The 20,014-nt window shown below is 66.8% G+C and carries 18 protein-coding genes; all 18 read right to left on the bottom strand.

Going from position 1 to position 20,014, the window contains the following annotated elements:
• Positions 1-7: 7 nt before the first annotated feature.
• Positions 8-937 carry a carbohydrate kinase family protein gene (locus C6Y53_RS06885; RefSeq protein ID WP_106471770.1) on the bottom strand — a complete coding sequence of 310 codons (930 nt, stop codon included), beginning with the start codon at positions 935-937 and terminating at the stop codon, positions 8-10.
• 71 nt (positions 938-1,008) lie between these two features.
• The gene (locus C6Y53_RS06880; RefSeq protein ID WP_106471769.1) at positions 1,009-2,490 is read right to left on the bottom strand and encodes a mannitol dehydrogenase family protein; all 1,482 of its coding nucleotides are present in this window, start codon (positions 2,488-2,490) and stop codon (positions 1,009-1,011) included.
• A gap of 28 nt (positions 2,491-2,518) precedes the next feature.
• On the bottom strand, positions 2,519-3,292 hold the full coding sequence (locus tag C6Y53_RS06875; protein WP_106471768.1) for an L-iditol 2-dehydrogenase: 774 nt from the start codon (positions 3,290-3,292) through the stop codon (positions 2,519-2,521).
• The gene (locus C6Y53_RS06870) at positions 3,289-4,293 is read right to left on the bottom strand and encodes an ABC transporter ATP-binding protein (RefSeq protein WP_106471767.1); all 1,005 of its coding nucleotides are present in this window, start codon (positions 4,291-4,293) and stop codon (positions 3,289-3,291) included. Before C6Y53_RS06870 ends, C6Y53_RS06875 begins: the two co-directional genes overlap by 4 nt.
• 11 nt (positions 4,294-4,304) lie before the next feature.
• Entirely contained in the window at positions 4,305-5,135 is an 831-nt protein-coding gene (locus C6Y53_RS06865; protein WP_106471766.1) for a carbohydrate ABC transporter permease, read from the bottom strand.
• A 10-nt stretch (positions 5,136-5,145) separates the two neighbouring features.
• Positions 5,146-6,012 (bottom strand): carbohydrate ABC transporter permease, encoded by an 867-nt coding sequence (locus tag C6Y53_RS06860; protein WP_106471765.1) that lies wholly within the window; start codon positions 6,010-6,012, stop codon positions 5,146-5,148.
• A gap of 111 nt (positions 6,013-6,123) precedes the next feature.
• Positions 6,124-7,425 carry an ABC transporter substrate-binding protein gene (locus C6Y53_RS06855; RefSeq protein ID WP_106471764.1) on the bottom strand — a complete coding sequence of 434 codons (1,302 nt, stop codon included), beginning with the start codon at positions 7,423-7,425 and terminating at the stop codon, positions 6,124-6,126.
• A 115-nt stretch (positions 7,426-7,540) separates the two neighbouring features.
• Positions 7,541-8,572: a LacI family DNA-binding transcriptional regulator gene (locus tag C6Y53_RS06850; protein ID WP_106471763.1), complete on the bottom strand. Its 1,032-nt coding sequence runs from the start codon at positions 8,570-8,572 to the stop codon at positions 7,541-7,543.
• 127 nt (positions 8,573-8,699) lie between these two features.
• Entirely contained in the window at positions 8,700-10,439 is a 1,740-nt protein-coding gene (locus tag C6Y53_RS06845; RefSeq protein WP_106471762.1) for a SulP family inorganic anion transporter, read from the bottom strand.
• A 103-nt stretch (positions 10,440-10,542) separates the two neighbouring features.
• Complete coding sequence (locus tag C6Y53_RS06840) at positions 10,543-12,240, bottom strand: bifunctional protein tyrosine phosphatase family protein/NAD(P)/FAD-dependent oxidoreductase (protein ID WP_106471761.1); 1,698 nt, start codon at positions 12,238-12,240, stop codon at positions 10,543-10,545.
• 18 nt (positions 12,241-12,258) lie between these two features.
• A complete protein-coding gene (locus C6Y53_RS06835; RefSeq protein ID WP_106471760.1) occupies positions 12,259-13,143 on the bottom strand; it encodes an MBL fold metallo-hydrolase in 885 nt (294 codons plus the stop codon).
• Positions 13,144-13,163: 20 nt separating this feature from the next.
• A complete protein-coding gene (locus C6Y53_RS06830) occupies positions 13,164-13,601 on the bottom strand; it encodes a DUF6691 family protein (protein ID WP_106471759.1) in 438 nt (145 codons plus the stop codon).
• A 3-nt stretch (positions 13,602-13,604) separates the two neighbouring features.
• Positions 13,605-14,036: a YeeE/YedE family protein gene (locus tag C6Y53_RS06825; RefSeq protein WP_106471758.1), complete on the bottom strand. Its 432-nt coding sequence runs from the start codon at positions 14,034-14,036 to the stop codon at positions 13,605-13,607.
• Between the two features lie 2 nt (positions 14,037-14,038).
• Positions 14,039-14,242: a YgaP family membrane protein gene (locus C6Y53_RS06820; protein ID WP_106471757.1), complete on the bottom strand. Its 204-nt coding sequence runs from the start codon at positions 14,240-14,242 to the stop codon at positions 14,039-14,041.
• A gap of 148 nt (positions 14,243-14,390) precedes the next feature.
• A complete protein-coding gene (locus C6Y53_RS06815; RefSeq protein ID WP_106471756.1) occupies positions 14,391-15,053 on the bottom strand; it encodes a Crp/Fnr family transcriptional regulator in 663 nt (220 codons plus the stop codon).
• Between the two features lie 241 nt (positions 15,054-15,294).
• Complete coding sequence (amaB, locus tag C6Y53_RS06810) at positions 15,295-16,788, bottom strand: L-piperidine-6-carboxylate dehydrogenase (protein WP_106471755.1); 1,494 nt, start codon at positions 16,786-16,788, stop codon at positions 15,295-15,297.
• Between the two features lies 1 nt (position 16,789).
• Positions 16,790-17,824: an ACP S-malonyltransferase gene (locus C6Y53_RS06805; protein WP_106471754.1), complete on the bottom strand. Its 1,035-nt coding sequence runs from the start codon at positions 17,822-17,824 to the stop codon at positions 16,790-16,792.
• Entirely contained in the window at positions 17,821-20,013 is a 2,193-nt protein-coding gene (locus C6Y53_RS06800; protein WP_106471753.1) for a thiamine pyrophosphate-dependent enzyme, read from the bottom strand. Before C6Y53_RS06800 ends, C6Y53_RS06805 begins: the two co-directional genes overlap by 4 nt.
• Position 20,014 lies beyond the last annotated feature (1 nt).

Here is a 20,014-nt window from a genome sequence, read left to right as displayed (position 1 = left end):
GCCCGCGCTATCGCAGTTCCTCGGCCCAGGGCGGATTGGCGCCCGCGCGCGAAACGGTGATCGCCGCCACCCGCGTCCCATGGGTCAGCGCGGCCTTCAGGCTGGGCGCATCCAGCGTCGCCAGCGCGGACCTGGTCAGGTTGCCCTGTTCCGACAACCGGGCAAGCACACCCGCGTTGAACGTGTCCCCGGCGCCGACGGTATCGGCGATCTCGACCCGCTGCGCCGGGACATCGACCCGGGTGCCGTCGGCCAGCACGCCGATGGCCCCTTCGCCGCCGCGCGTCACGATCACCACCGGGGGGCCGGATTGCTGGATCGTCCCGATCTTTTCCGCCAGCGACAGCGGTGCCGGAACGATCCAGTTCAGGTCTTCGTCCGACACCTTGAGGATGTCGGCCCGCGCGATCATGCCGTCCAGCCGCCTGCGGTACCGGGTTTCGTCTGCGATGAAGCCGGGGCGGATATTCGGGTCGATCATGACGGCGCGCCCGCCGGCCTCGCGCGCGAGCAGCGCCGCATAGGCATCGGCGCCGGGTTCGCAGGCCAGGCTGATCCCGCCGAAATAGAGCGCCGACACCTCGCCGGGCAGGCCGGGTAGGTCGGCGGGCGTCAGCATCCGCCCGGCCGAGTTCTCGTCGAAGAAGGAATAGCTCGCATGGCCGTCGGTCAGCTGCACGAAGGCCAGCGTCGTGGGCCGGTCCGACCGGATCAACAGGGACGTGTCGACATGGCTGGCGGTGAGCGCGTTTTCCAGTTGCCGGCCGAACATGTCCCCGGACAACCCGGTCAGCAGCCCCACGCGCATGCCCAGCCGCCCCGCCGCGATCGCGGTGTTGAACACGGCGCCGCCGGCATGGGGCACGAACCCGTCCCGGCCGGTACCGGTTGGCGCCGGGATCATGTCGATCAGGGCCTCGCCGCAGCAAACAAGCATGGATTTCCCTCATTAGGTTTGTCGGAACGGCCCCGGGCCTGCGTCATTGTCGATGGGCATTCGGCGCCTGTCTAGGCCCGCGCCTGACCGGCATAGCCTGCGATGGCCGGCCGGACACCATCGGCAAGGATGATGGCCAGCCAGCGTTCGAAAGCGGCGGCAAATCGCGGGTCCCGACCCAGCGCGCCATAGATATGGTCCTGCTCCAGCCACGAACGCGGCCTGTTCCGCGCGGCCCGCGCCGCGTCCTGCAGGGCGTCCCAGTTCGGGTCGTTGGGGGCGATCGCGGTTCCGTCGTCGCGCGTGCCTGCGCACATATGCGCCCAGAGCGCCTCGACGAGGCTGAGACCCTCAATCGCCCCGCCTTCCCTCAGGGCATCGCGCAGGATGGGCAGAACGAAGCCGGTGTGCCGGGACGAGCCGTCAAAGGCCACGCGGCGGGTGGTGTCATGGACGGCCGGGTTGGCAAAGCGCCGTTCGACCAGCGCGACATAATCCGCCGGGTCGACCCCCGGCACGGGCCGGACCCGGGGCACGATCTCGTCCCGCTGAACCTTGCGGAACAGGGCGGCGATGTCCCGATCCCGCATGCAGTCGGCGATGGTGCCGACCGACAGCAGCTCGCCCGCGTTGGCGATCACCTGGTGGCCCGCGTTCAGGATGCGGATCTTCATCGTCTCGTAGTCATGCACCGCGTCGGAAAAGGTCGCGCCGACCCGATCCCAGTCGGGGCGACCGGCGCAGAAATTATCCTCGATCACCCATTGGCGATAGTTCTCATGGGTGACGGGGGCGGCATCGTCCACGCCGATCCGCCGCGCCAGCGCGATCTCGTCCGGTCCGGTCGCCGGGACGATGCAATCGACCATCGAGTTCGGAAAGGCGCCATGTTCGTCGATCCAGCCGGCCAGCGCGGGATCGGTGAGCCGCGCCAGCGTCACCACGGTCTGGCGGGTGATCCGGCCATTTCCCTGCAGGTTGTCGCAGCTCTGCACCGCAAAGGGCGCGTGCCCGGCCGCGCGTCGTAGCCTCAGCGCCGCCACGATGGCACCGAAAACGGTAGCGGGGCGGTCGGGATGCGCGGCGTCATGGCGGATGTCGGGATGGCTGGTTGCCAGCCCGCCGGTCGTCGGGTCGAAATAATAGCCGCCCTCGGTCACCGTCAGGGCGACGATGCGGATCGCCGGGTCCGCCATGGCCCGGATCAGCGCGCCGTTGCCGTCCTCGATGGGCAGGTAGCCGATCATCGGCCCGATCACCTCGGCCGACCGGTGCGACGGGGCCAGTTCGATCAGGGTCGTCAGGCAATCCTGCGCGATCAGCCGGTCGCGCATGGCGGCGTCATAGGGCCGGACCCCCGCGCCGAGGATGGCCCAGTCATGGGCCAGCCCCTGCTGCATCAGCCGGTGCAGATACCAGGCCTGATGCGCGCGATGGAAATTGCCCAGGCCGACATGCACGATGCCGGGCGTCAGCCGGGAACGGTCGTAACCGGGCCGCCCGATCCGGGCGGGGAGGTCTGCGAGCGTGTCATTCGAGAGTTTGATGGTCATGCGATCCCGTGCCGGCCTTCGCCGTCCGTCAGCTCATCCATTGCCCGCCGTCGACATTGTAGGTCTGGGCGACGATGTAGTCGGCCTCGTCGCTGGCGAGAAACACGGCCATGCCGGTCAGGTCCGCGGCCCGGCCCATGCGCCCGTAGGGCACGGCCTCGCCCACCTCTTTCTTCTTCTGGCCCGGCGCCTTGCCCTCGTAGCGGGCAAAGAACGCATCGACCCCGTCCCAATGCGCCCCGTCCACGACGCCGGGTGAAATGGCGTTCACGTTGATGCCGTGTCCGATCAGGTTCAGCCCCGCCGACTGGGTCAGGCTGATGATCGCGGCCTTGCTGGCACAATAGACCGCGACCAGCGGTTCGCCCCGCCGTCCGGCCTGGCTGGCCATGTTGATGATCCGGCCGCCGCCGCCCCGCGCGATCATGTGGCGCGCGACCGCCTGCAGGGTGAACAGCGTGCCCGAAACATTGATGTCGAACACGCGTTGATACTCCTCGCGGGTGATGTCCACGATCGGGGCCGCGACAAAGATTGCGGCGTTGTTGATCAGGATGTCGATGCGCCCCAGTGCCGTGATCGTGGTCTCGACGGCCTGTTCGATGCTGTCCTGGCGGCTGACATCCATTTCGACGGCAATCGCGGCGCCGCCCAGTTCAGCCGCCGCCTGCCCGGCGCCCTCCAGATCGATATCCGCCAGCGCAACCCGCGCGCCCTCGCGGACATAGGCCTCGGCGAAGGCGCGCCCGATGCCGCGGGCGGCACCGGTGATCAGCGCGGTCTTTCCCGCAAGCCGCGTCATTCGATCCGCAGCCCGTTGCCGTCGAACCGATGCAGATGGGCCGGGTTGGGTGTCAGGAACAGGCTGTGCCCATAGCCGACATCTATTTCGCCGCTCGCCCGCACCGTCAGCGGTTCGTCGAAACCATCGCACTGGACGTGAAAGAACGTGTCCGACCCGAGGTGCTCTGACACGCCCACGGTGCCGGCCCATTCGCCGGATTCGGTGGAAATGTCGATATGTTCGGGCCGGATGCCGATGGTGTGGGCATCGTGCCCGGCGGCTATCGCGCCAGAAAGCAGGTTCATCCGCGGCGAGCCGATGAAACCGGCGACAAAGACATTGCGCGGCCTGCGATACAGTTCCAGCGGGCTGCCGACCTGTTCGATCACGCCGGCCTGAAGGACGACGATCTTGTCGGCCATGGTCATCGCCTCGACCTGGTCATGGGTCACATAGACCATCGTCGTGCTCAGGCGCTTGTGCAGTTCCGAGATTTCGAGCCGCATCCCCACCCGCAGCGCGGCGTCGAGGTTCGACAGCGGTTCGTCGAACAGAAAGGCCGCCGGTTCGCGGACGATGGCCCGCCCGATCGCGACCCGCTGCCGCTGCCCGCCCGAGAGCTGGCCCGGACGCCGGTCGAGATAGTCGGTCAGGTTCAGCGCCGCGGCGGCGCTGTCGATGCGCCGTTTCTGTTCGTCCTCGGGCACGCCCGCCATCTTCATCGGAAACGCGATGTTCCGGCGCACCGACATATGGGGATAAAGCGCATAGGACTGGAACACCATCGCCAGGCCGCGTTTGGCGGGCGGCACATGGGTCGCGTCGGCGCCGTCGATGCTGATCGTGCCCGAGGTCACATCCTCGAGCCCCGCGATCAGGCGCAGCAACGTGGATTTGCCGCAGCCCGACGGGCCGACGAACACGGTGAATTCGCCATCCCCGATGGTCAGGTCCAGCGGCGGGATCACCTCGGTGGCGCCGAAGCTCTTGGTGACATTTTCGAGTTTGATTTGTCCCATGGTCAGGCTCCTTATTTCACCGCGCCGAAGGTCAGGCCGCTGACGAGCTGCTTCTGGCTGAACCAGCCGAGGATCAGGATCGGTGCGATGGCCATGGTCGAGGCGGCGGACAGCTTGGCGTAGAACAGCCCTTCGGGGCTGGAATAGCTGGCGATGAAGGCCGTCAGCGGCGCGGCCTTGGCCGCGGTCAGGTTCAGCGTCCAGAACGCTTCGTTCCATGCCAGGATGACATTCAGCAGCAGGGTGGACGCGATGCCTGGCACCGCCATCGGCGTGAGCACATAGAGGATTTCCTCTTTCAGCGACGCGCCGTCCATGCGTGCCGCTTCGAGGATCTCGCCGGGGATCTCGCGGAAATAGGTGTAGAGCATCCAGACGATGATCGGCAGGTTGATCAGCATCAGCACCACGACCAGCCCCACCCGCGTATCCAGCAGGCCGAACTTGATGAAGATCAGGTAGATCGGATAGAGCACGCCCACCGCGGGCAGCATCTTGGTCGAGAGCATCCAGAGCAGGATGTCCTTGGTGCGTTTTGATGGAACGAAGGCCATCGACCAGGCCGCCGGAACCGCAACGATGATCCCCAGCAGGGTCGAGCCGCCCGCGATGATCACCGAGTTCCACAGGAACCGCATGTAGTCGGAACGTTCCTGCACGACGGCATAGTTCTCGAGCGTCCAGTCGAAGAACAGGAACACCGGCGGATCGCTGATCGCCTGCGCCTCGGATTTGAAGCTGGTCAGGATCGTCCACAGGATCGGAAAGAAGATCAGCAACCCGATGCCCCAGGCCAGCGCCGTGTTCAGGGCCTTGCGTCGTGTCGTTGTTGCGCGTGCCATGGCGGCCTCCTCATGCGTCCAGGTTCTTGCCGACGATGCGCATCAGGAAGACCGCAACGATATTGGCGAGGATGATGGCATAGACGCCACCGGCAGAGCCCAGCCCGACATTCTGGCTTTCCAGAACGCGCTGGTAGATCAGGTAGGTCAGGGTCCGGGTCCCGAACGAACCCTGGGTGGTCACGAAGATCTCGGCAAAGATCGACAGCAGGAAAATCGTCTGGATCAGCACCACCACCGTGATCGCCCGCGACAGGTGCGGCAGCGTGATATAGCCGAACCGCGACAGCGGCGGGGCGCCGTCCATCTCTGCCGCTTCCAGCTGTTCGCGGTCGAGCGACTGGATCGCGGTGAGCAGGATCAGCGTGGCAAAGGGCAGCCATTGCCAGCTCACGATCAGGATGATCGATTGCAGCGATGCCTCGGACAGCCAGGAAACCGGCTCGGCCCCGAAGACTTTCCACAGATGGGCAAAGAGGCCGTTCACCGGGTCCATGAACATGTTCTTCCACACCAGCGCGGAAACCGTCGGCATGACGAAAAACGGCGCGATCACGAGGATGCGAACGATACCCTGGCCCCACATCGGCTGGTTCAGAAGCAGCGCGAGCAGGACGCCGAAGATGACGGTGATGAGCAGGACGCCCCCCACGATCACCAGCGTGGCCTGCACGCTGGGCCAGAAGGCGCTGGACGACAGGAACCGGGCGTAGTTGTCGAACCCGACCCAGCCCAGATCGCCGCCGCGAAGCGGCAGGTATTTCTTGAACGAGAAATACAGTGTCATCGTCAGCGGCACCAGCATCCAGCCGAGAAGCAGGATGACTGCGGGCGCCATCATGATGCGTGCCGCGGATCGTGAATGCTGTGTAGCCATGACACATCTCCATTGTCGGCGGGCCTTATGCCGCCCTCACAAATATTGGCCGGATGCGGGGCAGGGTGGCCGGGGCGGTCTTGGCGCCGCCCGCTGGCCTGGGGGAAAGCCTCAGTAGCCCGCGGCTTCCATTTCATCGGCGGTCAGGGCCTGTGCCTTGGCCAGCGCCTCTTCGGCGGTCTGCTGGCCGGCAAGAGCGGCCGAGAATTCCTGGCCGACCTGGCTGGCGATGCCCGCAAACTCGGGGATGGCCGCGAACTGGACGCCCACATAGGGAACCGGATCAACCGTCGGGTTGTTCGGGTCGGCGGTGAGAATGCTCTCCAGCGTCATCTTGGCAAAGGGCACGTCCTGGTAGCTGGGGTTCTCGTAGAGCGAGCTGCGCGTGCCCGGCGGCACGTTGGCCCAGCCCTCTTTCTCGGCGACGAGTTCGAGATATTCCTTCGAGGTCGCCCAGTTTATGAACTCCTTGGCGGCGGCCTCCTTCTGGGTGCCGGCGGGAATGGCCAGCGCCCAGGCCCACAGCCAGTTGCCGCGCTTGCCCAGCCCGGCATCCGGCGCCAGGGCAAAGCCGACCTTGTCGGCCACGGTCGAATCGTCGGGGTTGGTGACAAAGGACGCGGCGACGGTGGCGTCGATCCACATGCCGCATTTGCCCTGCTGGAACAGCGACAGGTTTTCGTTGAACCCGTTGTTCGACGCGCCCGGAGGACCGGCATCGTTCATCAGGTCGAGGTAGAAATTCAACGTGGTGGCCCAGGGCTCGCTGTCGAATTGCGGCGTCCAGTCCTCATCGAACCACCGCGCGCCGAACGAATTGGCGGCAGCGGTCAGGAACGCCATGTTTTCGCCCCAGCCGGCCTTGCCGCGCAGGCAGATCCCGTAGATCTCGTTGTCCTTGTCGGTCATCTTGCGCGCCGCGTCGGCCACGAAATCCCAGCTGGGCGCGTCGGGCATCTCCAGCCCCGCCTGTTCCATCAGGTCGGTGCGATACATGATCATCGAGCTTTCGCCGTAGAACGGCGCGGCATAGAGCGTGCCGTCCAGCGACAGCCCCCCGCGCATGGCCGGCAGGATGTCGTCGACATCATAATCGGCGGGCAGGTCGTCGAGGGCGACCAGCCAGCCATTCGCGGACCAGATCGGCGTTTCGTACATGCCGATGGTCATGATGTCGAACTGGCCGCCCTTTGCCGATATGTCGGTGGTGACGCGCTGGCGCAGCACGTTTTCCTCGAGCGTGACCCATTCGACCTCGTGGCCGGTTTTCGCGGTGAAATCTTCGGTCAGGCCCTGCATGCGGATCATGTCGCCATTGTTCACGGTGGCGATGGTGATCGTCTCTGCGAAGGCCGCCGTGGCGGTCAGCAGCGACAGCGCCGTGGCCGCACGAATTGCGTTTCTCGGATACATCCGTCTCCTCCCTCTGGCTGGATGTTGGTGCCAAGGGTAGTTGGATATATGACGCTGCGTCAAATTATTTTTTTACGCGCGTAAAATTTAGGATATTCGCCAACTTATCCGGCAATCATGCCGATCCGCGCATGACCAGGCTGCAATCGAACAGGGTGGTTTCACGGGTTTCGCCGGGGGTTTGCGAATCGATCAGCCCGAACAGCGTTTCGGCGCTGCGGCTGGCGATCGCGGCATAATCCTGCGAGACCGTGGTCAGGGTCGGACAGGTATAGCGCGAGAACGGGTGGTCGTCATGCCCGGCCACGCGCAGCGCACAGCCGTCGCCCAGCCCCACGCGCAGACCCATCTGATAGGCGGCGGACAGGAGGCCGATCGCCAGCCGGTCGTTGCTGCACAGGATGGTGTCGGTCGGCAGATCGCGGCCTGACAGGACGCGGGTTCCTTCGCGAAACCCGATTTCCTCGAAATCCCAGCCCTCGCCGTCGACCTGGATCAGGCGGGGGTCATGGCCGAGCCGCTCCATCGTCGCCACATAGGCGGCGCGGCGTTTGAACGCGTTGGGATTGCTGGGGGTCTTCATCTCGAAAAAGGCGGGGCATTCGCCGGTCCGGCAGAGATATTCGACAATTACCCCAATGCTTTGCATGCTGTCGGACCCGACAAAGGCGGCGCCGACCCCTTCGATATTGGCGTCGAACAGGACGGTGGGGATCTCGTCGCAGAAGGCTGAGATCCGAGCGGCATCGGACACCCGCCCGATCGGCGCCATCAGAACGCCGGCGGGTTTGATCAGGCGCAGGTTGTCCAGGTTTTCGATCTCCTGTTCCCTGCTGCCATGAGAGCCCAGCAGCACCGGGCGGAACCCGGCTTCGATCACGCGGTTCTCGATGGTGCGGGCGATCCCGGCAAAGAACGGGTCGGCGAGATAAGGCACGACGATGCCGATATTCTTGGTCAGCCGCCGGTTCTGGTTCATCGCATACATGTTCGGGCGATAGTCGAACCTCTCCAGCGCGCGTTCGATCTTCTTGCGCGTGGTGGGCCGGACGCTGGTCGGGTCGTTGAAGTATTTCGAGATCGTGGGACGCGAAATTCCGCTGAGCGCCGCGAATTCCTCCATGTTCCTGATCTTCTGGTCACTCATCCGGTGTTCCGCCTCCAGCCTGCGCCCGTTCCGATGCCGTTCCCCGATTATACACGCATCGCAGCGGTGCCGGTTCCATCGTTGATACTTTGCGCGCGGAAACTTTTCCAGTGTGGCCGGATCGCGGTCAATCCGCGGCGCGGGCCGGCTTGTCGGACCGGCACAGGCTCTCCCAGGCGTCGAACTGCGAGAGATAGACATTGCCGTTGAGATCGCCGATCAGGTGGGAGGTCCGCAGGCGGTCCATGACCGGGCCTTTGACCTCCGACAGGTGGAGGCCGATATCCTGATCCCTGAGGCGCTGGTTGATGGCTTCGAGGCTTTCCAGCGCCGAGAAATCGACGGCGTTCACGGCCGAGAACATCAGCACCACATGGCGCAGGTCGGGGCGTTCGGCGACGCGGGCCTGCACCAGGTCCTCGAGAAACCGGGCATTGACGAAGAACAGGCTTTCGTCGACGCGCAGGGTCAGCACAGCCGGGTCGGTTTCGACCTTGTGGCGCAGGATGTTGCGGAAATGCTGGGTGCCCGGCACCAGCCCGACCTCGGCCACATGCGGGCGCGATGTCTTGTAGAGATGCAGCAGCACCGAGATGACGACACCGGCGGCGACCCCGATCTCGACCCCCAGGCCGAGGGTCAGCAGGATGGTGGCGGCGACGGCGGTGAAATCGGATTTGGAATAGGCCCAGGTCTTGTGCAGGATCGAGACATCGACCAGGCTCAGCACCGCGACGATGATGGTGGCGGCCAGGGTCGCGTTGGGCAGGTAATGCACCAGCGGCGTCAGCGCGATGGCGGCGATACCCAGCCCGATCGCGGTAAAGGCGCCGGCGGCGGGCGTTTCGGCCCCGGCGTCGAAATTCACCACCGACCGCGCGAACCCGCCGGTGACCGGGTAGCCGCCGGTGAACGCCGCGCCGAGATTGGCCGCGCCCAGCCCGATCAGTTCCTGGTCGGGGTCGATCCGCTGGCGCCGTTTCGCGGCCAGCGTCTGCGCCACCGAGATGGATTCGACAAAGCCGATGATCGAGATCAGGATCGCCGGCACCAGCAGCGCCGAGATCAGGTCGGGGGACAGGCCCGGCAGGGTGAACGGCGGCAGCCCCTGCGGCACTTCGCCCACGATCCGCACGCCCTGTTCGTCGAGACGCAGCAGCGCCACGGCCAGTGTCGTGACCACCACGGCGGCGACCGGCCCGGCGCGGGTCAGGGTGCTGGCCAGCGCCGGGGGCAGACCCAGCGATGTCAGCAGCGGGTTCAGCCCCTTGCGCACCCAGAACAGGAACGCGGTCGCCAACACGCCGATGATGACGGTGGCGGGGTTCACCTGACCGAGATGCCCGGCCAGCGATGCCAGGGTCTCGGGCAGGGTGTGCCCCTGCGCATCGACGCCCAGGATATGCTTGAGCTGGCTGGTGGCGATCAGGATCCCCGAGGCGGTGATGAACCCGGCAATCACCGGATGGCTGAGGAAATTGGCCAGGAACCCCAGCCGGAACAGCCCCATCGCGAGCAGAAACGCGCCCGACAGGAATGCCAGCGTCAGCGCCGCGACCGCATAGCCTGCGGTTCCGCTTTCGGCCACCTGCCCGACTGCCGAGGCGGTCAGCAGCGACACCACCGCCACCGGCCCGACCGCCAGCGCGCGGCTGGTGCCAACGATCGCATAGAGGATGATCGGCGCGATCGAGGCATAGATCCCCGCCTCGGGCGGCAGCCCCGCCAGCAGCGCATAGGCCAGCGATTGCGGGATCAGCATGATCGTCACGATCACGGCGGCGATCACGTCGCTGGAGAAGGTCTCGCGCGTATAGCTGCGCCCCCATTCGAGGGCTGGCACCATGCGGCTGATCCGGTCTGGCATCGTCTGTGTATCCGAGGTTCAGGAACGGGCGGGCCGGCGCTCCGGCCCGCAGGGCGTGGCGGTGGCCCGGCGCGAACCGGGTTGCAGGTTGTCGGGGATGGTCTCAGCCCGGCGGGCGGCCCCGGTCCGGGGCGACCTTCAGCGGCTCGGGCCGGGCCAGCCATTCCTTGCCCTTCAGCATGGCCTTCCAGTAGATCGGCGGCAGCATCCTCTCTTTCAGGAACCAGGCCGCGCGGGTCGGCCTGGTCCCGTCCACCAGCCAGGACGGAAAGGACGGTTTCAGCACGCCGCCATAGCCGAACTCGGCCAGCACGATCTTGCCGCGTTCGACGGTCAGCGGGCAGGACCCGTAGCCATCATACTGCGCCGTGGCCGACCGCCCGGCAATGTCGGCGGCGATGTTCTCGGCCACGACCGGGGCCTGCTTGCGCGCGGCGGCGGCGGTCTTGGCGTTGGGCGCGTTCATCACGTCGCCCAGCGACCAGATGTTGTCATGGCTGCGGTGGCGCAGGGTCATCTGGTCCACGTCGATCCACCCGGCCGCATCCGCCAGCGGTGACACGCGGATGAAATCCGGCGCGGTCTGCGGCGGGCAGACATGCAGCATGTCGAACCCGACCTCGACCGTCTCGGGGTCTTCGTCGGGCCTGTTCACCGCAAAGGTGGCCGTCCGTGCCGGGCCATCCACCGCGACCAGGTCGTGAAAGAAATTCAGCGTCGCGTCGTATTTGCCGACATAGTCCATCAGCGCGGGGACATAGTCCTTCACGCCGAACAGCACGCCGCCGGCATTCATGAACTGGATGTCGATATCCTTCAGGACGCCGCGGCGGAACCATGCGTCGCCCGACAGGTACATCGCCTTTTGCGGCGCGCCGGCGCATTTGATCGGCATCGGCGGCTGGGTGAACAGCGCCCGTCCCGACGACAGGCCCTGCACCAGTTCCCAGGTATAGGGCGCCAGGTCGTAGCGGTAATTCGACGTGACCCCGTTGCGGCCCAGCGTTTCCCCCAGCCCCTCGACCGCGTTCCAGTCGAGCTTGAGCCCCGGACAGACCACCAGCCGGTCGTATTTGACCACCCGGCAGCCGTCGAGGATCACCGCGTTGTTGTCCGGTTCGAACGCGGCAACGGCGGATTTGATCCAGCGGACGCCGCGCGGGATCAGCGACCCCATCGTCTTGGCGGTCTGTTCCGCCGCAAAGACACCGCCGCCCACCATGGTCCAGCCGGGCTGGTAATAGTGGATGTCGGCGGGGTCGATGATGGCGACCTGCAGGTCGGGCTTGCGGGCGCGCAGGCTGGCCGCGACCGAGATCCCGCCCGCGCCGGCGCCGACGATCACCACGTCGAATTTCGCATCCCCCGTATCGGTCGGTGTCCTGCCGCCATTGGCGATCCGCCGCGCGACGCCGTTCATGTCATAGCCGGCGGATTTGGCCGCGGCGAGAATTTCGGTCATCGGCCGGGTTCCGGCCTGCGACAGCGCCCACAGCGTGGCCGAACGGGTGCCGGTGCGGCAATAGGCCAGGACCGGGCCGGGAAGGTCGCGCAGCGCCTCGCCGAAGGCCTGCGCCGCCTCGTCGGTCACCTTGCCGGTCTCGACCGGCATGTAGCGTGTCTCGAGCCCGGCGGCCTCGGCGGCGGCGCGGATTTCCTCGAAACTGGTCTGGTCCGCCCCTTCGCCATTCGGGCGGTTGGACACGACCGACCGAAAGCCCAGGTCCTTCAGCGCCGCGACATCGGCCGCCGAAATCTGCGGGCTGACCGTCAGCTTCTCGGTGATCTTTCTCAGGTCCATTGCCGGTCTCCCCCGCGTCTAAAGGCTGTTCACCGGCACCTTGAGCATCGGGTTGCCGTCCTTGTCGGTAGGAACCTCGCCGGCGCGCATGTTCACCTGCAGCGACGGGATGATCAGCCGGGGCATCGAAAGCTGTGCGTCCCGCTCGGTCCGGAACTTGACGAATTCCTCTTTCGTCTTGCCGCCGCCGACATGGATGTTGTGCGCCTTTTCCTCGCCCACCGTGGTTTCCCACTGGATGTCGCGCCCGTTCGGGCCGTAATCGTGGCACATGAACAGCCGCATATCGTCGGGCAGCGCCAGCACCGTCTGGATGCTGTCATAGAGCGTGCCGGCGTCGCCGCCGGGGAAATCCGCCCGCGCCGACCCGCCATCGGGCATGAACAGCGTGTCGCCGACAAAGGCCGCGTCGCCCGTCACATGCACCATGCAGGCCGGGGTATGGCCGGGCGTGTAGATGGCAAGGCACTGCATCCCGCCCACCATGTAGGTGTCGCCATCCTCGAACAGCGCGTCGAACTGGCTGCCGTCGCGCTGGAACTCTGTGCCCTCGTTGAAGATCTTGCCGAACACGTCCTGGACCACCAGGATCTTCGACCCGATGCCGATCTTGCCGCCCAGCTTCTCCTGGATATACGGCGCCGCCGACAGGTGATCCGCATGGACATGGGTCTCGATGATCCATTCCAGCGTCAGGCCCCGGTCGCGGATATGCGCGATCAGCGCATCCGCGTGGTCATAGGTGATCCGGGCCGCCGCATAGTCGATATCCATGACGCTGTCGATGATCGCGCAGGCCTCCGAGCCGGGATCCTTGACAACATAGCTGATCGTGTTGGTCGCGTCGTCGAAGAATGCGGCCACGTCGGGCCTGCACTCCATGTTGACGGGATAGTCGGTCATGTCTGGTCTCCTTGGCTTGATCAGGCGGCGCTGCGTTTCGCTGACCTGCTGGACGATTGAAGAAACTTGGCGAGATAGATGCCCGCGGCCAGCGCGGCCACATAGATCGCGACCTCCCACCGTCCGCTGCCCAGCGCGGGCAGCGCGCCGCCGGGGCAGAAACCGGAGATGCCCCAGCCGATGCCAAAGACGGCCGAGCCGCCGATCAGCCGGAGGTCGAGATCCTTGCGCGTGGGCAGGTGAAAGCGGGTGTCGAGCAGCGGTGCGGCCCGGCGCAGGACGAAACGATAGCCGACGAAGGCCACAAGCAGCCCGCCCCCCATCACGAAGGCGAGCGACGGATCCCACGTTCCGGCGATGTCAAAGAAATTCACGACCTTGGCCGGGTTGGCCATGCCGGAGATCATGATGCCGACCCCGAAGATCAGGCCGATGAGATATGCGGAGAAAAGGCGCACGGCTCAGACTCCCACAACGTGGCGCAGGACAAAAACAGTGATGAAGGTGGCCAGCATGAAGGTAACCGTGGCGACGATCGACCGGGCCGACAGGCGCGCGTTGCCGCAAATGCCATGCCCCGAGGTGCAGCCGCCGCCATAGGTCACGCCGACCCCGACCAGCAGCCCGCTGACGACCAGCATCGGCGCGGACGACACGACCTGGATCGTTGCGGGCATGCCAAAGATCGCGCCGAGCGCCACCGGCCCGGACATCATGCCCAGCAGGATGGCTGCCCGCCAGCTGAAATCCTGTCCGCCGGCGGGTTGCAGGATGCCGTTGAGAATGCCCGTAGCCCCCATCACCCGGCCCAGCGACAACATCAGCAGCACGGTCGAAACGCCGATCAGCAGGCCGCCGCCGAGCGACAACAGCGGTGTGAACGCGGTTTCCATCTTCAGCAATCCTTACAACTGCGAAGGCCGACCAGGCGATAGAGCGGGCAGAACCCGACGGCGGCGGTGACGAGCATGACGATCCCGGCCACCGCGGCGGCGATGCCCGGCAGCGATCCCGCCCCGGTCAGATAGGCGCAGGCCAGCAGGACCAGCCCCAGTATCGCTCTCGCGGATCTATCCAGTGTTCCCATGTTTCTGGCCATGGTGACCTCCTGATTCCCTAAAGACACATGGGATATGGAGCTTTGGTTTCGATTCATCTGTGACTTTGTCACCTTGCCGCAGGATAACGTTCCGAGGCCACAAAAATCGGGCTCCGGGCGCGGATCAGGCGGCGGATCAGGCGGCGGATCAGGCTGCGGCGAGGGTCTCCAGCGCCGTCCGGTCGGTCAGGCGGATATGGCCCCGTGATTGTTCGATCCAGCCCCGGCGCTGGAATTCCGTCAGCTGCCGCGAGATGACTTCGCGCGCGGTTCCCAGCTCCGAGGCGAGCCGCTGATGGGTGACGCCCAGTTCGTCCTTGCCCTGCGCCAGCGCGACCAGCCGTCCGGCCAGCCGCATGTCGATTTGGCCAAAGGCGACATCGTCGACGACCCGCAGCAGGTCGACCAAGCGTCGGGAATAGGCCGCGAACACGAAATCGCGGAACGCGGCGGCCTCGGCGACCAGCCGGTCAAAGGCCAGGCGCGGCAGGGCAACGGCGGTCACGTCGGTTTCCGCGATACCCTCGGCGTGATAGGCCTCCTCGCTGAGGATGCAGGCGGTGGTCAGCACGCAGCTCTCGCCCGCCTCGACGCGATAGAGCACGATCTCGCGCCCGGTATCCGACGTCTGGGACACGCGGATCACGCCCTCGACGAGAAACAGCAGGTTTTCGGGCACATGATCGGGGCTGAAGATCGTCCTGCCCGCCGGCACCTTCACCACGCGCGCCACCTGCCGCAACCGCTTGCGCACGTCCGGCGGCAGGGCACGGGTGCCGTCGAACAACTCGGTCCAGTCGCCAATGCTCATGCCCTGTTCCCCGCCTGTATGCCCCGTCTGCAATTCCCGTCTGCCCATTCAGGCCATCGGCCGACGCCGCGACGGCGTCGCGACCCGGGGTCCCGCCGCTCAGGTGACTACTATGTCGTGGCAAGTCTGGCAAAGGGAATACGGCTTGCGCCGGCGGGGGGGGCGCAGGCCCGGCGGGATCGGCCGGGCAGGCGCGGATGCGGCGCCCCGCGGCGGTCAGCCGCCGCGGGGCGCCCGTTGCTCAGATGTCGAACTTGACGCCCTGGGCCAGCGGCAGCTCCGCCGAATAGTTGATGGTGTTGGTCTGGCGGCGCATGTAGCCCTTCCAGGCGTCCGAGCCGCTTTCGCGGCCGCCGCCGGTTTCCTTTTCACCGCCAAAGGCCCCGCCGATCTCCGCGCCCGAGGGGCCGATATTGACGTTGGCGATCCCGCAATCGGACCCCGCGGCGGACAGGAAGGTTTCGGCCTCGCGCATGTTCATGGTGAAGATGCAGGACGACAGCCCCTGCGGCACGCCGTTATGCAGCGCCATCGCCTCGTCGAAGGTTTCGTATCCCATCACATAGAGGATCGGCGCGAAGGTTTCGGTGCGCACGGTCTCGGTCTGCGCCGGCATCTCGACGATGGCCGGTTTGACATAGGTGCCGCCCGAGACGCCCCCGGCCGCGCCGCCGCCATGCACGGTGCCGCCCTCGGACCGGGCCTGCTCGAGCATGGATTGCATCCGGTCGCCCGAGGCCTGGTCGATCAGCGGCCCGATCAGGGTGCCGTCGGCGCGCGGGTCGCCGACCGGCAGGCTGTCATAGGCCTTGACCAGCTTGGCCACCAGGTCGTCCTTGATCGAGCTGTGGACGATCAGCCGCCGCAACGAGGTGCAGCGCTGCCCGGCGGTGCCGACGGCCGAGAAGACGATGGCCCGCACCGCCATTTCCAGGTCCGCCGACGGTGCCACGATCATCGCGTTGTTGCCGCCCAGCTCCAGGATCGGGCGCCCCCAGCGGGCCGCGACCCTGGGGCCGACGATCCCGCCCATGCGGGTCGATCCGGTGGCGCTGATGATCGGGATCTCGGGCGCATCGACCAGCGCCTCGCCGATTTCGGGCCCGCCGACGACCAGCTGCACCAGCCCCTCGGGCGCGTCGCCGAACCGCGCCAGCGCCCGGTCGAAGATCTTCATGCAGGCCATCGCGGTGAGCGGGGTCTTTTCCGACGGTTTCCAGATCACCGGATCGCCGCAGACCAGCGCCAGCGCCGTGTTCCACGACCAGACCGCGACCGGGAAGTTGAAGGCGGTGATGACGCCGCAGGGGCCCATCGGGTGCCAGGTCTCCATCATCCGGTGGCCGGGCCGTTCCGACGCGATGGTCAGGCCATAGAGTTGCCGCGACAGCCCGGTGGCGAAATCGCAGATGTCGATCATCTCCTGCACTTCGCCCAGCCCTTCGGACACGATCTTGCCCGCTTCCAGCGTGACCACCGCGCCCAGTTCGTCCTTGGCCGCGCGCAGTTCTTCGCCCAGCAGGCGCACCAGTTCGCCCCGGCGCGGGGCCGGCACGGTGCGCCAGGCGCGAAAGGCGTCCTGCGCCCGCGCGATCACCGCCGGCATGTCGGCGGGGGCGGTTTCGGTCACGCGGGCGACCTCGGCCCCGTCGATGGGCGACCGGACGGCGAGCGTGCCGCCGGTGATCTCGCCGTCGGTCAGCCCCGCGGCCCTGAGTACGTCTTGATGGCTCATGTCATTCTCCTTTGGTCACGAGGGCCCGCTGGTCGTCTCGTCCCATCGAGATCAGGAACGGCGCCTCTGTCTGGGTTGTCTGGAAACCGGCCTTGTCGGGGATACCGCGCCAGCCGGACAGGATCAGCGATTGCGCCACCGCGCCGCCCAGCGTCGTGCCGGGTCCGGCGACGATGAACAGGTCCGGGGCAAACTCGCGCGCGGCCACGCGGATCGCATGGGTGAAATCGTAGGTTTCGGTCACCTGGTGCCCCAGCGTGTAGTCCCACAGCGCATGGGCATCGCTCGCACCGGGCCACCAGATCGCGCCGCGCCCGTCGATCAGCGGCAGGTCGGGCTGGCCGAACAGCTCGGGCGACAGCCGCGCCCGGCCGGTTTCGGCCACCGGCGCCATCAGATGCGTATGGAACGCGGCATGGTTCGGCAGGCGCATCGGGAAACGGTCCAGCACCGGCACCGCGGCCTCGAACGCGGCCAGCCCGGCCTCGTTTCCGGCCAGAACCAGCATCCCGCCCAGGTCGATCGACAGCGCCAGCGCATGGTCCGGACGCGCGCCGATCCCGGCGACCAGCGCCAGCAGCTCGGCCCTGCGCCCCGGATCGGGGCGCCAGTCGTCGCCCATGTGGGGATAGATCAGCTGGCCGCCGATCAGGCTGTCCTGCATCAGCTGGCCCATCGTGTTGACGACCTCGAAGGCATCCTGCGGGCTCAGCGCGCCGCCGCAGGCCAGCGCCGAATACCAGCCCATCGAATTGCCGGTGACGGCGACGATGTCGATCCCGTCACGGTCGATGGAAAGGTGGTCGCCATAGCTGGCGGCAAAGATCAGCGCCGAGGCATTGTCGCCGCGCGTGTGGCGGGCCATGGAATAACGCGCCGCGCCGTCGAGCGCGCACAGCGTGTCCTGTCCCAGTTCGCTGCGCCGCGCGTCGAAACCGGCCAGCATTGCCGGGTCGGGAAAGCGGCGGCCCAGAACTCCCAGTTCGGTCTTGTTGTAGGTGCCGCGGCCGGGGCAGATCAGAACGGCGGTTTTCATGCGGTATCCCCCCCGACCAGTGCGCGGGCGGCATCGCAGATGCTGTCCGCCGACGGCATCGTGGCGCCATAGGCGGGACCGGTGGCGATGAAGCTGTCCTCGGCGGCGAGCCGCGCCACCGGCAGGCCGGTTTCCTCGGACACGAGCGCCATCAGCGCCTCGGACAGGCCGCCGGTGCGGCGGGTTTCGTCGACGATCAGGACGCGTTTGCAGCCGCCGATGGCGTCCAGCAGCGCCTCTTTCGGCAGCGGGTTGAGCCAGCGCAGGTCGATCACCCGTGCCTTCACCCCTTCGGCCCCGAGCCGCTCCTGCGCCTGCCGCGACAGGTAATAGCCGTTGGCATAGCTGACGATGGCCAGGTCGGTCCCGTCGCCATGCTGCCCGACCTCGCCCAGCGAGATGCGCTGGTCCGGAGCCGGATAGCTGGTCATCCAGCCGCCGTCGCCGGTGTCATGCAGGTCGCGCATCGGGTAGAGCGCGATCGGTTCGAGGAACACCACCAGCCGCTGTTCTTCGCGCGCCAGCCGCACGCATTCGCGCAGCATCCGCGCCGCGTCCGCGCCGTTCGACGGGCAGGCCAGGATCAGCCCCGGGATGTCGCGCAGCACGGCCACCGAGTTGTCGTTGTGGAAATGCCCGCCAAACCCTTTCTGGTAGCCGAGCCCGGCAATGCGCACGACCATCGGGTTGGCATACTGGCCGTTCGAGAAGAACGGCAGCGTCGCCGCTTCGCCGCGCAGCTGGTCCTCGGCGTTGTGCAGATAGGCCAGGAACTGGATCTCGGGGATCGGGATGAACCCGTTCTGCGCCATGCCGATGCCAAGCCCCAGGATCGACTGTTCGTCCAGCAGCGTGTCGATGACACGGTCGGCGCCAAAGCGGGTCAGCAGTTTCTGGGTCACCCCGTAGACGCCGCCCTTGCGGCCGACATCCTCGCCCATCAGCACGACCTCGCCATGCTGCAGCATCAGGTCGGTCAGCGCCCAGTTCAGGATCCGGCTCATCGGCTGCGGGTCCCGCTGCGCCTTCAGGTCGCCGCCGAACGCGGCGGCGCGGGCCTCGGCCGACGGGCCGTTCGTGGGCCGGCAGTCCCGTGCCGGGGGGATCAGGCTGGCCATGACATCGCCGGCGGTTTCCAGGTGCGGGCGGGTGACCGCCTCGGCCGCCACCCGTGCCACCCGCGCCCGGGTGTCGTCATAGATCGCCAGCGCCGCCTCGGGGGCGAGCGCGCCATGCCGGTCGAGCAGCCGCACCGTATGCAGCAGCGGATCGTTGGCCTCGTCGGTTTCGACCTCGGCGCGGGGTAGGTAGGTGGTGGCCACATCGGCCCCCGCGTGACCGTAGAGCCGCACCGTGCGCAAATGCAGGAAGGCCGGTTTGCGCCGGGTGCGCACATATTGCGCCGCCGCCTGCGCGGTCGCATGGGCGTCGTAGATGTCGAGCCCGTCGCAGGCGAAATACTTCATCCCCGGCCGGTTGGCGAAACTGGCGGCGATCCAGCCCCTGGGCGTCTTGGTGGATATGCCGATGCCGTTGTCTTCGCAGACGAACAGGATCGGCAGCGGCACCGACTGGTAGCTGGTCCATTGCGCGGTGTTGAATGCCCCCTGCGCGGTCGAATGGTTGGCCGATGCGTCGCCAAAGGAACACATCACCACCGCATCCTCGGGATATTCCGCATGTTCCGGCGCGTGGCGCCGCGCGGTGCCGATCGAATAGGCGGCGCCGACCGCCTTGGGCAGGTGGCTGGCGATGGTCGAGGTCTGGGGCGGAATGTTCAGCGCCTTCGAGCCCAGAACCTTGTGCCTTCCGCCGGAAATCGGGTCGTCGGAGGAACAGGCAAAGCTGAGCAGCATGTCCCAGGTGATCGCCTGGCCCGGCACCTGCGCGCTGCGCGCGATCTGGAACGCGGCGTCGCGATAATGCAGGAACGCCGGATCGGTGGGCCGCAGCGCCTGGGCGACGGCGGCCATGCCTTCGTGGCCCGACGACCCGATCGTGTAGAATCCTTGCCCCGCCGCCTGCATCGCGCGGCTCTGCAGGTCCAGCGCCCGGCTCAGGCACTGGGCGCGGAACAGCGCCACCGCGTCGGCGCGCGACAACGGCCCGGCCGGGTCCGCGCCCGGCGGGAAATCATGCGCCGCGACCCTGGTGCGGAAATTGGTTTCGACAATCGCTGCCCGGTCCATG

The organism is Pukyongiella litopenaei (assembly GCF_003008555.2).
In the GTDB taxonomy this organism is placed as follows: Bacteria; Pseudomonadota; Alphaproteobacteria; order Rhodobacterales; family Rhodobacteraceae; genus Pukyongiella; species Pukyongiella litopenaei.
This window is presented reverse-complemented; position numbering and strand designations above follow the sequence as displayed.